Raw genomic sequence first — 15636 nt, 5'->3', positions numbered from 1 at the left:
TAAATAGAGAAAGGTGATTATACATGGCGAAAAAAGTAGCAATCATAGTAACGAATGAATTTGAAGATAGCGAATTAACAAGTCCTAAAGAAGCAATTGAAGAAGCAGGACATGAAACAGTTGTAATTGGCGATGAAGCAAATAGCGAAGTAGTCGGCAAACACGGTGAAAAAGTTACAGTAGATTTAAGTATTGCAGATGCTAAACCTGAAGACTATGATGGATTATTGATTCCTGGTGGATTTTCACCTGACCACTTGCGTGGAGATTCTGAAGGTAGATACGGCACATTTGCAAAATACTTTACTAAAAACGATGTTCCAACCTTTGCGATTTGCCACGGACCACAAATTCTAATAGATACTGATGACTTAAATGGTCGTACATTAACTGCAGTATTAAACGTCCGCAAGGATTTGGCTAATGCCGGAGCACAAGTTGTCGACGAATCTGTAGTGGTAGATAAAAATATCGTTACGAGTCGTACACCAGATGATTTAGATGATTTTAATAGAGAGATTGTAAATCAACTTAACGACTAAAAGTAACGTTAATTAAATAAAATAGTGGTTTAATTTTCCATAACTGGAAAAACATATGATAACGCATATTGGTAAGTGATATTTTTAAATTTATCATGAAATAATATGTAAGTGTCACTGTTTTTCCAGTTTTTTTATGGAAATGTAAGTTATTTTATGTGGTTTGATTATAATGTAAAACTTCATGTTGAGGATGGCATACACCCTTGGACTGATTTTTACAATTAGCTCTAGATAAACGTTTAAACTATTGATAAACTCACTTATAATGATATGAGAGCAACATAAAGGAGCTACCGCATGAAAAGAAGCGATCGATATAAAGAAAGTAAACACTATAAAGCAAAAGGTTCGAATATACCGCACCACAATACTTACTCACAACCTGTTAGTAAGCCAAAGAAAAAGAAAAAAGGCATCGGGTTGTTATTTAAACTATTAATGCCAATCATTCTGATAATAGGCGTTTTTATTGGTGCAATGTATGCTCTGTCTTTAAGAGCAGATGTTGATGAATTAAAAACAATTGAAGACAAAGAAAGCTTTGTTTCTGCTTCAAATATGCCTGATTATACAAAAGGCGCATTTATTGCTATGGAAGATGAACGATTTTATAAACATCACGGATTTGATTTCAAAGGAACTTCAAGAGCACTTTTTTCAACACTAAGTGATAAAAGTGTTCAAGGTGGAAGTACCATCACACAACAAGTGGTGAAAAATTATTACTACGATAATGAACAGTCATTTACTAGGAAAGTCAAAGAATTATTTGTCGCGCATAGAGTAGAAAAAAATTATGATAAAAATGAAGTGTTAAGTTTTTATGTGAACAATATATATTTTGGTAGCGATCAGTATACTGTAGAATCTGCAGCGAATCATTATTTTGGGGTGACAACAGATAAGAACAACCCTAATTTACCACAAATATCAGTTTTACAAAGCGCAATCTTAGCAAGTAAAATTAATGCGCCAAGTGTGTATGACATAAACGATATGTCAGGGAATTTTATTAATCGAGTTAAAACAGATTTGGAAAAAATGAAACAACAAGATTATATAACAAATGAACAATATGAAAATGCTATACAAGAATTAGGTGTTTAACTAAATAAAGTAGCAATATGAAATCTAGTACTAAGATGGATAGCATATTGCTGCTTTTTCTATATTTTGGATTAAGCATCTACAAACTGATATATGTTGTTCATCCTAATATGGATAAAATTTTTAGGCTATTAATGCTATAATTTAGTAATACATATTATGAATTAAAATTAATTTTAAATATACTAGACACTATAATTCCATTCATAAACAATATAAGTTATCCTAATAAGTGGAGTGAGGATTATGCCTAAAATTACTAAAATAGAAGTACAGAAAAAGAATAAAGAGCGCTTTAATTTATATTTAGATGGTGAATTTGAAATGGGTATCGATATGGATACGTATATTCATTTCAATTTAAAAAAAGACCAAGTGGTCGAAGCGCAAGATATGGAAAAAATTCAAAACTATGATCAATATAGACAAGCTGTAAATACAGCGATTCAATATATATCTTATCGGAAAAGAACAGATCATGAAGTTATACAACATTTACAAAAAAAAGAAGTTTCAGAATCTGTAATAGCAAAGGTAATAGAATACTGTCATGATCAACGTTTGATTCACCATAATGATTATGCAAATAGCTTAAAAAACACTATGATTTTAACTACTGACAAAGGTCCAGGTATTTTCAAAGAAAAATTACGTGAAGCTGGCGTCGAACAAATGATTATAGATGATTATGTAGATAAATATGAAGCAGAACAACCATTAGAAGCGGTTGTTAAAGTAGCAAATAAGATTTTAAAGCAAAAAAAGGGACCAGTAGTAAAGAGAAAAGAAAAATTAACTCAGTCATTAATGCAAAAAGGATACTCATTTGAAAAGATTAAAGAAGTTATGGATGAAATGGATTTTTCTCAACCAGAAGAAGAATTAGATGGTTTATTACAACAAGAATTAGAGAAAGTATATAACAAACAGTCTAGAAAATATTCGGGCAGAAAATTGATTAATAAAACCATTGAAGGCCTCATGAGAAAAGGCTATAAATATGATAAAATTAAAGGTAAATTAGAAGAGAGTGGTATAGTCGATGGAACAGAAGAAATTGAGTGAAATGAGTGAAATAGAATTACGTCACGAAATTCAAAGTTATAAAGAAAAAATGAGAAAAGCAGAAATGAATGGTATTTTAAATGAATACGATGTCTATCAAAGTAAAGTTATAATTGCAGAAAGCTACTTAGTTGATAGAACAAAAATTGAACTAGGAAAAATATATAAATTAAATGATGGCACAGGAAGCTATTTTAAAGTTGAAAGATTAAAAGGTGTGTTTGCATGGGGCTTTAGAATTAAAAGTGCAGAACCTGAAGAAGGTTTACCTATTGCATTATTAAAATTATAGAAGGATGAAGATAGGATGGGTAGTTCAATTATATTAAAGTTACTGAATGTAACGCATTATTATAGAAATAGAAAATCCAAAAAATGGTATCAACCCTTTGGTTATGATGCAGAAGATATAGAATTGAATAATATTAACCTACATATCTATCAAGGTGAAGCCTTAGGTATAATTGGTGAAATCGATTCCTCTAAATCATTGATAGGTCGTTTGTTGAGCGGTGAAATCAAACCAGATAAGGGTAAAGTTGTGAGAAAGACAGACATGTTTTTCGCGGATATTGAAGATAAATCGTTGCTATCTTTATCTGTAAGTGATTATGTAAAAAATGCAATTACATTATTCCAATACAACACTTCTGAACATAAAGTAGAACAAATAATAAAGTTTTCACATCTACATGACGCAACAAATGCACCAATTAATTCTTTAACCGATCAACAGTATGCTCAATTACAATTTACGTTGGCTAGGACGTCTAAAGCTAGCATTATTATCATGAATCAAATCTTACATAATTTGGATGAAAGTTATTTTGAAAAAGCAATTGAATTAACAGATGAATACATAAATCATAACTTAACAATAGTTATGATAGATGATGATGTAAATCGCATTTCAAGAGCTAGTAATTATTTAGCTTGGATTTCTCACGGACAATTAAGAATGGAAGGTTCAATCAAACAAGTATTGCCTGTGTTTAAAGAACATGAAAAGGATAGACAATCATTAAAGAATGAACAAGAGAAAGATAATTTTGATGTGGACTGGAAAAAAAGTAGAACAAGAATTCCAGAATTGACTTATAATTTTAGGAGAATTGAACGTTATAAACACGCAAAGCCGCCTGTTGCATTGGTTCGCTTTTGGACTTTATTTACGGTTTTCTTTATGGGCCTGTTATTTATGGCATTATTGATGTTTAATGATTTAGGTAAACTTGAAATTGGTGAAAATCAAGACCAAGCTTCTATTCAAAATCAACAGAAAAACCCATATGAAGAGAAATTGGCGTATGGTATTGTATTAAATGATGCCGTTAATTTAGAAAACATGAACAATGGTAAGAAAATAAATGCAGATCAATATTCATTTGTAACGATCACTGGTGAAAATTCTAAAAATTATCGTATTGTTGTAGATAATACCAATTATAAAATTGCCAAAAATAAATTACGCTATTTTGATCCAGCGGGATTATTTGAAGAACATAGCTTGAAATCATTAGCACCGTATATGCATACGAATTATAGTAATTACAATGAGTTTTTTAACAGTCATTTGCATAAAAAGCATAATAAAGTAACTGACTCGCTTGTACCTGAAAATGGGAAAGATAATCGTTTTAATGTACCAATTGTGCAACAACCAATTTCTATGATTTTTGACGATCAAAATAAATTAACTGGTTTCACTTTCCCTATTAAAGATAAAAAAGAATTGAAAGACAAATTTGATATTGAAAATAACTTCTGGATTACTAAGTCAGGCGATGGTTATTTCATGGCAGATTTAAAGCATAATAAATGGATTTATATTGAATTGTAGGTGTAAAAGATGATTGATAGTATGATTAGCTATTTAAAAAATACGCCATATTTAATGAAACATGCATATCATCGTTTGAAATCAAAGTGGATGTGGTTAGCAATACCGTTCGTGGTAAGCATTGCTATGTTACTTATAATGATGTTGATATTTCATTTAAGTGGTACTGAAGAAATTAAGCAAGCACGTGGTTATTTTAGATTATCTTCATTAGTCTGTTTTGCGTTTATTTGGGTTGCGATATACCAAAGTTACAACACATTTAAAACCGATTATTTTATAGTGAAATTATTTAATTTAAACCCTATTTACCAAAATATTCTTATTGCGATTGTTACAAGTGTAACTATGTTGATTACACTCATAATTATTATCTTAGCAACGCCAGTTAATATTGAAAGTTCTATATACTCTGCATTATTTTATGTTGTTATGACTATGCTGTTTATAGTAGTGATATCTACACTTTTAGGCTTAATTTCAATTATACAAAGTAAAGTTGATATTATATTCTATGTTGTTACATTTATAATGTTCTTTACTGTGCCAATTATTTTTATTCCTAATAGTGATACCTCCATATGGTTGCATATTTTAATGCTGAACCCTTTGTTTTATCTGGTTGAAGGTATTTCACAATCTGTAGTGTTAGGTGCATTGAGTTTAAATAATATTCCATATCATTTATATTTTGTTTTGTTTTTAGCAATGATCTGTGTGTTTATCTATGCATTGTATAGAATAATAGCGCACAAAAAATATGTCTATGCGCAATCACTTTCAAGTAAGGAAGAGACTACACAAGAAAATCAACAAAATGATGAAACACAACATACAACAGAATATTAAGTGTATAACCTTAATAGTATGAAAAATTCAAATTATAGATGACTTTTAAATTAAAGTATTATTTGCTTTGTTTTAAAGCTAATATTTGAATATGAAACAGAAAACTGGAGGCAACCGTTAAAAAATAACGTGTGCCTCCAGTTTTATTAATGAAATATTGATTTTTACTTTGCAAATAATTTACGTTGTAATTTATCTTCGCTAAATACCCAACCAATGTATGAATGGTCTATCTGCATACTTTTATCTAAGTGAGCAATAGCAACAAAAGAATAGTGACCATTTTTTAAATAGCGTAAATCAACTAGCCTTATTTCAGTAGTACCATCTTCTAATTTTTTGGCTTGCCAGCGATAAATAGAAGAAAAATTAAGGAAAGTTCTGATGTTTTTATCATTCTTTACATATTGCATTAAATCATCATTAGGAAATGATTGTCGTTTACCTTTATCACTGAATACTATATTACGCCCGTAACTTCTTCCTACATAATCGTGTTCTTCAGTTTGAATAGCAACGCGCCATTGCATAAAACGAATAGTGGGTGCTACAAAAACTTTTACAGGATTATGTTCTTGCTTAATTTGCTTCAATGCTTGTTGTTTAATTATCGCTTGCATTCTAAAACGTATCATATAATATACTACAAGAATAGCGATGATAGGGAAGAAAGCGACATATGGATGAATACCAATTAACCAAAATAGTATGCCTATGCACCATAATATAAAAATAATAGGATCAAACGTATTGATTACGCTTAACTGAATCCATTTATTAGTAACCGGTCTAAGCGCTTGTGTACCATAAGAATTGAAGATATCTACAAATACATGAAGAAATACAGCAAGTTGAGCCCATAACCAAACATGTGTGGTATCTACATTTTTAAAAAATGTGAAAATGAAAAGTGTAATTAATAAAGGCCATAGAATTGTAAAAGGTATTGAATGTGTTATCCCTCTATGATTGGATATATAAGTAGCATTATCTTTTAATTTAAAAACCGTGTCACCATCAGGTATTAATGAACCAACTACTAACGTTGTAGCTGTTGCTGCAAAAGAACCTGCCATAGCTGGGTCTTGGGTAGCTAATGCAGTGAGTCCGATACCCATGACTATATGTGTTCCTGTATCCATAAGTATTCACTCATTTCATGTCAATATTATATTCATTATAATCGAATATGCATAATTTTAAAAATAACATACTATGTTAATCATAAAAAACTTTTACTAAACTAAAGAAAGAGATGTGGAAAATGTTTAATGAACAGAAATTTAAAAACAATCTTGTAACATGGTTTGACACCAATCAACGCGAAATGCCATGGAGAGAAACTTCAAATCCTTATTATATCTGGTTAAGTGAAGTCATGTTGCAACAAACACAAGTAAAAACTGTTATAGATTATTATCATAGATTTATTAATCGTTTTCCTACAATTGAAGATTTAAGTAACGCAGACGAAGAGGAAGTGCTAAAGTATTGGGAAGGCTTAGGTTATTATAGTAGAGCGAGAAATTTTCATACTGCAATTAAAGATGTCCATGCAAACCATCGTGGACAAGTGCCCACTTCACCACAAGTATTTGGTGAGCTGAAAGGTGTAGGACCATATACACAAGCCGCAGTGATGAGCATCGCATTTAATTTACCTTTAGCAACTGTTGATGGAAATGTCTTTAGAGTATGGTCAAGATTAAATAATGATACTAAAGATATTAAATTGCAATCAACAAGGAAAACATATGAAAAAGAATTGCAACCATATGTTGAACAAGATTCAGGTACATTTAATCAAGCTATGATGGAATTAGGAGCTTTAGTTTGTACACCTAAAAATCCACTGTGTTTATTTTGTCCTGTACAAGAGAATTGTGAAGCATTTGAAAAAGGGACTGTCGAGAACTTACCTGTAAAAACAACGAAAATTAAAAAGAAACATGTAAAGCAACATGTATATATTGTTAGAAATGAAGATAATCAATTATTAATAGAAAAAAGAATGCAGAAATTGTTAAATCATATGTGGGAATTTCCAATGTATGAAGCGGACGAAGCAGAAAATATTAATACAAAACTTAATACAAATCTCCAATTTTCAGAAGTCCCTATTTATAAATTGAAGCATCAGTTTACTCATATTACATGGGATATTGAAGTATACTTAGCGGATAAAGTAATTAATAAAATGGATGTTGATTTACCTGAAAATATGACATGGATGCACGTTAATGAGAAAGAAATGTTTAATTTTCCTGTGAGTATGTCGAAAATATTTAAATTCATTTCGACACATGGTTAGACTCGTTGTTGAATCCATAATTATGTTATAATTTATATTGTGAAATTAAGAAAAGGTGGTGTGGAGCATGGTAAAAGAATCCATACCTAAAGAAGGTCAGACAATTAAGATTCAAAGTTATAAACATGATGGTAATATACATCGTGTTTGGTCTGAAACTACTATATTAAAAGGTACGGAACATGTTGTAATAGGTGGAAATGATCATACGCTTGTTACTGAAAGTGATAGTCGCACATGGATAACTAGAGAGCCAGCAATTGTTTATTTCCATTCTGAATATTGGTTTAATGTTATTTGTATGTTTAGAGAAGATGGTGTGTATTATTATTGTAACTTGTCATCACCGTTTGTTTGTGATGAAGAGGCGTTAAAATACATTGACTATGATTTGGATATTAAAGTTTATCCAAACGGTAAGTATCATTTATTAGATGAAGATGAGTATGAACAGCATATGAGACAAATGAATTATTCTTCAGATATCGACGTGATTTTAAGACGTAACGTTGATATATTACAACAATGGATTGAACAGAAGAAAGGTCCGTTTGCTCCCGATTTTATAAAAGTTTGGCGTGAACGATATAAAAAAATTAGAAATTATTAAGCACATTTAATGTTTTTAATTACATTATCATTTATAGTGATATGCGTATGAGCTATTTAGGCATGGCAAAACATGTTTGATATAAATAATCGTATGCGCGCGAATGAAATGATAAACAAACTAAGATAACGCGTTTACTACAGCCTCGTTGATAGCTCAACGTAGGCTGTTTCATTTGCTATCAAGTTTGGGGGAGGAATGAAATATATGATTCGTAGATATTTACAATTTGTAAAACCATATAAATGGCGAATCATTGCTACGATACTTGTTGGTATTTTAAAATTTGGGATTCCGATGTTGATTCCATTATTAATAAAATACGTTATTGACGATATTATTAATAATAATTCAATTTCGGTAGAAGAGAAATTTACAAGATTAGCTATTGCTTTGGGCATTGCAGTATTTATTTTTGTAATTGTACGACCGCCAATTGAATTTTTAAGACAATATTTAGCACAGTGGACAAGCAATAAGATTTTATATGATATACGCAGAAGACTTTATAACCATTTACAAGCATTAAGTGCTAGATTTTATGCAAATAACCAAGCAGGACAGGTTATATCTAGAGTAATCAATGATGTCGAGCAAACAAAAGATTTTATTTTAACAGGATTGATGAATATTTGGTTGGACTGTATCACTATTGTGATTGCACTTTCCATTATGTTTTTCTTAGATGTAAAATTAACACTAGCAGCACTTGTGATTTTCCCAGTGTATATACTAACTGTTTACTTTTTCTTCGGTCGTTTAAGAAGTTTAACTAGAAAGAGATCACAAGCATTAGCGGAAGTTCAAGGTTTTTTACATGAACGTGTACAAGGTATGTCTGTTATTAAAAGTTTTGCCATTGAAGATAATGAAGCGCAAAATTTTGATAAACATAACCGTAATTTCTTGCAAAGAGCATTTAATCATACACGTTGGAATGCTTATTCCTTCTCAGCAATTAATACAGTAACTGATATAGGGCCGTTAATTGTTATTGGCTCAGGTGCATTTTTAGCTATCAATGGCTCAATAACTGTTGGGACATTGGCTGCATTTGTCGGCTATTTGGAGCAATTATTTGGTCCGTTACGTAGACTTGTATCTTCATTTACAACATTGACACAAAGTTTTGCTTCAATGGACCGTGTTTTCCAATTGATGGATGAAGGTTATGACATTAAAAATAAAAAAGGTGCATTATCAATTGAAATTAATAAAGGTCATATAGAGTTAAATGATGTAAGTTTTAAATATAACTCAGAAGAGTCAACAATTTTAAATAATATAAATTTAGAAATTAATCAAGGTGAAACTGTGGCATTTGTTGGTATGAGTGGTGGAGGAAAATCTACTTTAATCAATCTGATTCCAAGATTTTATGATGTAACAGATGGTGAAATAAAAATTGATGGTACCAACATCAAATCATATTTAACTGGAAGTTTGAGAAATCAAATAGGCTTAGTCCAACAAGATAACATCTTATTTTCAGATACAATAAAAGAGAATATCTTATTAGGTCGTCCTGATGCCACAGATGAAGAAGTAATAAAAGCTGCAAAAATGGCTAATGCCCATGACTTCATCATGGAATTATCTGAAGGCTATGATACAGAAGTTGGGGAAAGAGGCGTAAAACTTTCCGGTGGACAGAAACAACGTGTATCTATCGCTCGTATTTTCTTAAACAACCCACCAATTATTATTTTAGATGAAGCTACAAGTGCGTTAGATTTAGAGAGTGAATCTATTATTCAGGATGCATTAAATATTTTAAGTGAAAATCGTACGACATTGATAGTCGCACATAGACTTTCAACTATTACGCATGCTGATAAAATTGTGGTAGTTGAAAATGGAGAGATTGTTGAAACAGGTACACATGAAGCGTTATTAGCTAAAAAAGGTGCCTATGAACATCTTTATAGTATACAAAATTTGTAGAATCGTACGTTTCTGCTGATTTAAACAAATGATATAAAAAGCCCGAGGCTGTTGTAATGACACAACCTCGGGCTTTTCTTATAAGTCGAAATCTTCATCTAAAATATCAATTTCATTATCGTTATTATGATAAGAGAAGAAACTGATGCGTAGTCTGTCTAAGTGTTCTAGTGTATAGCGATATTCTTCTATAGCAGATATAATTTGCATAATATTGGCATAGGAATATACCGTTTGATATGGATTTTTAATTATTTCTTTTTGAAAAGCATCCATAAGTTCTTTTTTCTGTGGATTTTCTATTTGACTATCAAATTGACTGACATCATATTTAGCTTTTTTAGATAGACTTATAAATATTTGTTCATGATATGCAATTAGTGTATCGAGTTCTAATTTAATTTGTAGTAATAATTCATGATTTAAATTGTGTAAATCGTTTTGATAGCGATTCATTTTTTTTAGTACTTCATATGCATGACGAGTACTGCGAACGACTTCTTTAAAAAGTATCTTTTTACGATTTTGCGCATATACTTGTTTTTTAGTAAATGGTCGTTCTTCTTCATAATAACTAAATGTCTGTTCAAGTCTCTTAATGCGATCGCTTATTACACCTCTATCTTCTTTGATATGGTGATATTCTGATGTGTCATTCAATACGAGTTTAAACCATACAAAAATATCAGAACATATATTCAATGAGTTGTAATAAATTTTCGATTCAAATTTTGGTGGTAAGAATAATAGATTAACTGTTGAAGAACTAATTACACCAATCATAACTAGTACAAATCTATAAAATGCAGAAACATAAAAATCTCCTGAGTGCTGTCCCATAATAATTAACGCTGTAACACTCGCTAATGTAGCAACATGTGCTAAATTGAAACGGAAAAGTATAGCAATTAAAAGTATGACAGTAACACCCATAATTATGACGTTATCTCCAAATACCGTAACCATTGCTACAGCAAGTAATGCACCAACGACATTACCAAGCGCTTGGTCAGAAACAGTTTTTATAGATCGAAAAACGCTTGGTTGCATAGCAACGACTGCACTGACCCCAGCGATTGCTTTTAAACCAGCTTCATCAGGTAATAGAGAAGCGATAAACAAAGCAAGTATAATGGCTATACCTGTCTTGAGAATACGGGCTCCTAATTTCAAATGTACCGCTCCTTAATAAATGTATTTATACTTGTTATACAATGATTGGAGCTAAAATTCAAGTTTATTTCATTTGACTAAAGGCGTAATCGGCTGCATTTAATGTTGCATCTATTTCTTCTTCAGTATGTTCTGTTGTTAAGAACCAAGCTTCGAATTTAGAAGGTGCTAGGTTTATACCTTGGTTTAGCATCAATTTAAAGAATTTAGCGAAAGCCTCTCCGTCTGAATTTTCGGCCTGATCATAGTGGGTTACAGTTTCTTCTGTAAAATAGAGTGTTAGTGCACCATATACTCTATTAACTGTCGCTGTGATTTGATGTTTTTCTATTAATGAAAGCAGTCCGTCTTCTAAACGTTTACCTAAGCTATCTAATTTTTCATAAACACCTTCTTGTTCTAGTACTTCTAATAACGCAATACCAGCTTTCATAGATAAAGGATTTCCAGCCATTGTGCCAGCTTGATATGCAGGCCCTAATGGGGCAACTTGTTCCATAATGTCTTGTCTACCACCGTATCCACCAATTGGTAGGCCGCCTCCGACAATTTTGCCAAACGCAGTTAAATCTGGATAAACATTATACAAGTCTTGAGCTCCACCAAAATGGAATCTAAATGCAGTTATTACTTCGTCATATATTACTAAACTACCATTGTTATGTGATATTTCATTAACTTGTTCTAAGAAGTTAGGTTGTGGTTTCACCATACCAAAATTTCCGACAATCGGTTCAACTAGAACTGCAGCAATTTCGTCTCCCCAATAATCTATAGCTTCCTTGTAAGCGTCAATATCGTTGTAAGGCACAGTAATGACTTCTTGAGCGACACTTAAAGGTACACCGGCAGAATCAGGTGAGCCTAATTGTGATGGACCGCTACCAGCAGCCACTAATACTAAATCTGAATGTCCGTGATATTGTCCGGCAAACTTGATAATTTTAGTTCGATTCGTATAAGCACGTGCGACACGTATAGTGGTCATTACAGCTTCGGTACCAGAGTTAACAAACCTAATTTTCTCTAATGAAGGGATTGCTCCACGTAATTTCTTGGCAAATTCAATTTCTAATTCAGTAGGTGTGCCATATAACACACCTAATGCAGCTTGTTCTTGAATTGCTTTAGTAATATGTGGGTGTGCATGTCCAGTGATAATCGGACCATATGCTTGTAAGTAATCAATATATTTGTTTCCATCTACATCGTAAAGATATGCGCCTTGTCCAGAACGCATCATTACTGGTGCGCCACCACCAACTGCTTTATATGAACGTGAAGGTGAATTAACACCACCTAAAATATATTCATCGGATAATTTCTGAAGATTTTCACTTTCAGTAAATTTCATAGTTATCAACCTCTTTTTATTTAATATTTACGACTATTATCGTATCATAAAATAAAGAATAAAAAGAAATAGGGTGAATGAAATGTTAAAAAAAGGGAGTCAGTTTCCAAAATTTGAATTAGAAAATCAGAATGGTGAGTTAATATCAAATGAAAGTATTAAAGGTAAAAAGGCTGTGCTTTATTTTTACCCGAGAGATAATACACCGACATGTACAACGGAAGCTTGTGATTTTAGAGATAACCTTGAAATGTTCAATGAATTAAATGTAAATGTTTATGGAATTAGTGGAGATAGTAAAAAGAAACACCAAAATTTTAGCAATAAGTTAGAGTTGAATTTTGATTTATTAGTAGACGAAGATTATAAACTTTCTGAAGAAGTTGGCGTATACCAATTAAAGAAATCTTTTGGTAAAGAGTCTATGGGTATTGTAAGAACTACTTTTGTTTTAGATGAAAATGGAATTGTTATAGATGTAATTAATAAAGTTAAAGTGAAAACTCAAATAGAAGAACTAAAAGATATATTGGGGTGATTTAAAATGAAAGCTGTAAGTTTAATGAGGATGGATGATCTAGAAACTGATTTAATTGAACGCTTTCCTAATGTCGACTTTGTATTTACAACGGGTGTTTCTAGTATCAATAATGAAGATAAACAAACTTTAGATATATTGTTTGGTTACGATAGTGATTTAGATGCTGCATTTTTAAGCGATTGTCCAAATTTAAAATGGATAGCCTGGTACTCTACAGGAGTCAATAATCTTCCGTTAAAATTTATTGACGAAAATAATATAAAACTTACAAATGGTAAAGGTGTACATGCAAAACAGATGTCAGAGTTTATCTTTGCATATATCTTAGATGATTATAAAAAAATGAGAACTTCCTATTTAAACCAAATTAAAAAGCATTATGATTCAAATATGAGCGGTAAAAGATTAAGTGGTCAACGTTTATTGTTTCTAGGTACAGGCAGTATTGCACAAAATACCGCTAAAATAGCTAATACTATGAATATGGAAGTACTTGGAATAAATACAAATGCGCATAGTGTTGAAGGCTTTAGTAAAACATACGCTATTAAAGATTTAAAGGAAGTTATATCTGAAGCGGATATTATTGTTAACACACTTCCCGAAACAAACGAAACAATACATCTACTTACAAAAAGTCATTTTGAATTGATGAAAAACGAAGCATTATTTATTAATGTAGGTAGAGGAACTATTGTGAAAGAAGAAGTTTTAGTTGAAGTATTAAATGAAAAACTGATTAGACATGCATATTTAGATGTATTTGAAAATGAACCATTAACTTCAGAAAATCCACTATATGAATTAGAGAACGTTACGATAACAGCTCATATTACTGGTAATGGCTCAGAAAACAAAGCAGAAGTAACAGAGATTTTTATTGAAAACCTAACATCTATTCTCAATAATAACAAACTAATTGAGAATTTGGTTGATCCAAAGAGCGGATATTAATGAGTTTAGACTAAGAATATTGACATTTCCCTAATTTAACAGTTATATTAATATTAAGTAATAATAATTCTTAAATAGAAAGATGGTGAGGGAAATGAGTGCAGAGATGGAAACAGTTGAACATCAACTAGAAGATTCAATTGCATCTTTAAGAAATAATGGCGTGAGAATAACTCCACAAAGACAAGCGATTCTTAAATTCTTAATTGCTTCAGAGTCACATCCTACAGCCGATGAAATTTATCAAGCACTTTCACCTGATTTTCCAAATATAAGTGTTGCTACTATATATAATAATTTACGTGTCTTCAAAGAAATAGGGATAGTTAAAGAATTACCGTATGGCGATTCATCAAGTCGTTTTGATTTCAGTACACACAATCACTACCATGTTATTTGTGAAGATTGTGGTAAAATCGTAGACTTTCATTATCCACAACTAGATGAGGTAGAACAATTAGCCCAACACGTAACAGACTTTAATGTAACGCATCATCGTATGGAAATTTATGGTTTATGCAAAGATTGCCAAGATAAAAAAGAATAATCGTAACCATAGTTGAAGTAATGATTAATTTAATAGTTATGAAGGAACTAAATTAAAAATAAGCAAATATATTATGAAATTAATTTCCTTTTATGCACTGACAAAACTAATTATGATTGAAATGAGTATTTAGCATCTTTAAGACTAAGATGGGTATATAATTGATTATCAATTAAAAAACTGTTTAATAAGTTCGACTTGTACTAATTAGTTATTGTCTTGCACAAAGGTGGAAACCGAGATATCTGATATCTTGGTTTCTTTTTTTAATTTCAATTCTTTCTATAGTAGAAACAAGTATTATTGAAAAAATATGATCATTTAAAATATAGGGGGGAGATTGTATATAAAAATACATTTCCTCACTAGCTAAAATGAGAAATTACATCAAAACGAGTAAATAGTTATACGATGTTATTACACCATTTCAAAAATCTGTACATCTATTTACTAAATAGTGAATATAAAGGTAAAATTCAACTAAAAAGATTCGTAATAATTATTGACGATATGGAATAATCTTGATACTATATAAAAGTCGTCAAAACAAGACGCACTGCAACATCGATTGAAACAAAATGAATTTTAAAAAGTGTAAAATTAACGCTTGTGAATATCATTTGTAAGTTATATAATAGTAAATGTTGAGTTGAGAAAAACGAAACAAACTTAATAAAAAAATTAAAAATTTATCATTGACTTAACAAAAACTTAATGATAAAATAATTTCTTGTAACACACTAATGAACATTGAAAACTGAATTGCAATATGTCAACGTTAATTCCGAACACAACA

The 15636-nt window shown here is 30.9% G+C and carries 15 protein-coding genes; 12 read left to right on the top strand and 3 right to left on the bottom strand.

The features are described 5' to 3' along the window. The first annotated feature begins 23 nt into the window (after positions 1-23). From D9V42_RS12075 to D9V42_RS12050, 6 genes are all read left to right on the top strand, one after another. Complete coding sequence (locus D9V42_RS12075; protein WP_122065147.1) at positions 24-542, top strand: type 1 glutamine amidotransferase domain-containing protein; 519 nt, start codon at positions 24-26, stop codon at positions 540-542. Between the two features lie 300 nt (positions 543-842). Next, on the top strand, positions 843-1652 hold the full coding sequence (gene sgtB, locus D9V42_RS12070; protein ID WP_107555515.1) for a monofunctional peptidoglycan glycosyltransferase SgtB: 810 nt from the start codon (positions 843-845) through the stop codon (positions 1650-1652). Positions 1653-1898: 246 nt separating this feature from the next. Next, on the top strand, positions 1899-2717 hold the full coding sequence (gene recX / locus D9V42_RS12065; RefSeq protein ID WP_122065145.1) for a recombination regulator RecX: 819 nt from the start codon (positions 1899-1901) through the stop codon (positions 2715-2717). Beyond that, the gene (locus tag D9V42_RS12060; protein WP_107530790.1) at positions 2695-3009 is read left to right on the top strand and encodes a YfhH family protein; all 315 of its coding nucleotides are present in this window, start codon (positions 2695-2697) and stop codon (positions 3007-3009) included. The genes recX and D9V42_RS12060 overlap by 23 nt, the downstream gene beginning before the upstream one ends. 15 nt (positions 3010-3024) lie before the next feature. Further along, positions 3025-4557 carry an ATP-binding cassette domain-containing protein gene (locus tag D9V42_RS12055; protein WP_122065143.1) on the top strand — a complete coding sequence of 511 codons (1533 nt, stop codon included), beginning with the start codon at positions 3025-3027 and terminating at the stop codon, positions 4555-4557. A gap of 21 nt (positions 4558-4578) precedes the next feature. After that, on the top strand, positions 4579-5406 hold the full coding sequence (locus D9V42_RS12050) for a sugar ABC transporter permease (protein ID WP_244204785.1): 828 nt from the start codon (positions 4579-4581) through the stop codon (positions 5404-5406). Between the two features lie 164 nt (positions 5407-5570). On the opposite strand, the gene D9V42_RS12045 is transcribed toward D9V42_RS12050, so the two are convergent. Beyond that, positions 5571-6548: a metal-dependent hydrolase gene (locus D9V42_RS12045; RefSeq protein WP_107555519.1), complete on the bottom strand. Its 978-nt coding sequence runs from the start codon at positions 6546-6548 to the stop codon at positions 5571-5573. 122 nt (positions 6549-6670) lie between these two features. Here D9V42_RS12045 and mutY point away from each other — a divergent pair, with 122 nt between their 5' ends. From mutY to D9V42_RS12030, 3 genes are all read left to right on the top strand, one after another. Then, a complete protein-coding gene (mutY, locus tag D9V42_RS12040; RefSeq protein ID WP_122065139.1) occupies positions 6671-7717 on the top strand; it encodes an A/G-specific adenine glycosylase in 1047 nt (348 codons plus the stop codon). Between the two features lie 67 nt (positions 7718-7784). Then, positions 7785-8327: a nucleoside tri-diphosphate phosphatase gene (gene ntdP, locus D9V42_RS12035; protein ID WP_017722819.1), complete on the top strand. Its 543-nt coding sequence runs from the start codon at positions 7785-7787 to the stop codon at positions 8325-8327. Between the two features lie 207 nt (positions 8328-8534). Beyond that, positions 8535-10271: an ABC transporter ATP-binding protein gene (locus tag D9V42_RS12030; RefSeq protein ID WP_122065136.1), complete on the top strand. Its 1737-nt coding sequence runs from the start codon at positions 8535-8537 to the stop codon at positions 10269-10271. Between the two features lie 78 nt (positions 10272-10349). On the opposite strand, the gene D9V42_RS12025 is transcribed toward D9V42_RS12030, so the two are convergent. Beyond that, on the bottom strand, positions 10350-11444 hold the full coding sequence (locus D9V42_RS12025; protein WP_107530796.1) for an FUSC family protein: 1095 nt from the start codon (positions 11442-11444) through the stop codon (positions 10350-10352). Between the two features lie 64 nt (positions 11445-11508). After that, the gene (locus tag D9V42_RS12020; protein WP_122065134.1) at positions 11509-12798 is read right to left on the bottom strand and encodes a glutamate-1-semialdehyde 2,1-aminomutase; all 1290 of its coding nucleotides are present in this window, start codon (positions 12796-12798) and stop codon (positions 11509-11511) included. 82 nt (positions 12799-12880) lie between these two features. Between D9V42_RS12020 and bcp the strand changes: the two genes are divergently transcribed. From bcp to perR, 3 genes are all read left to right on the top strand, one after another. Continuing rightward, the gene (gene bcp / locus D9V42_RS12015) at positions 12881-13336 is read left to right on the top strand and encodes a thioredoxin-dependent thiol peroxidase (RefSeq protein WP_122065132.1); all 456 of its coding nucleotides are present in this window, start codon (positions 12881-12883) and stop codon (positions 13334-13336) included. 6 nt (positions 13337-13342) lie between these two features. Continuing rightward, the gene (locus D9V42_RS12010; protein ID WP_122065130.1) at positions 13343-14293 is read left to right on the top strand and encodes a phosphoglycerate dehydrogenase; all 951 of its coding nucleotides are present in this window, start codon (positions 13343-13345) and stop codon (positions 14291-14293) included. A gap of 94 nt (positions 14294-14387) precedes the next feature. Beyond that, positions 14388-14840, top strand: coding sequence for a peroxide-responsive transcriptional repressor PerR (perR, locus tag D9V42_RS12005; protein ID WP_017722825.1), 453 nt, complete (start codon positions 14388-14390; stop codon positions 14838-14840). Positions 14841-15636 lie beyond the last annotated feature (796 nt).

Origin of the sequence: Staphylococcus pseudoxylosus, from assembly GCF_003697915.1 — a bacterium.
GTDB classification, from domain to species: Bacteria; Bacillota; Bacilli; order Staphylococcales; family Staphylococcaceae; genus Staphylococcus; species Staphylococcus pseudoxylosus.
The sequence above is the reverse complement of the archived record's forward strand: the minus strand, read 5'-3'. Positions and strand labels throughout refer to the sequence as shown.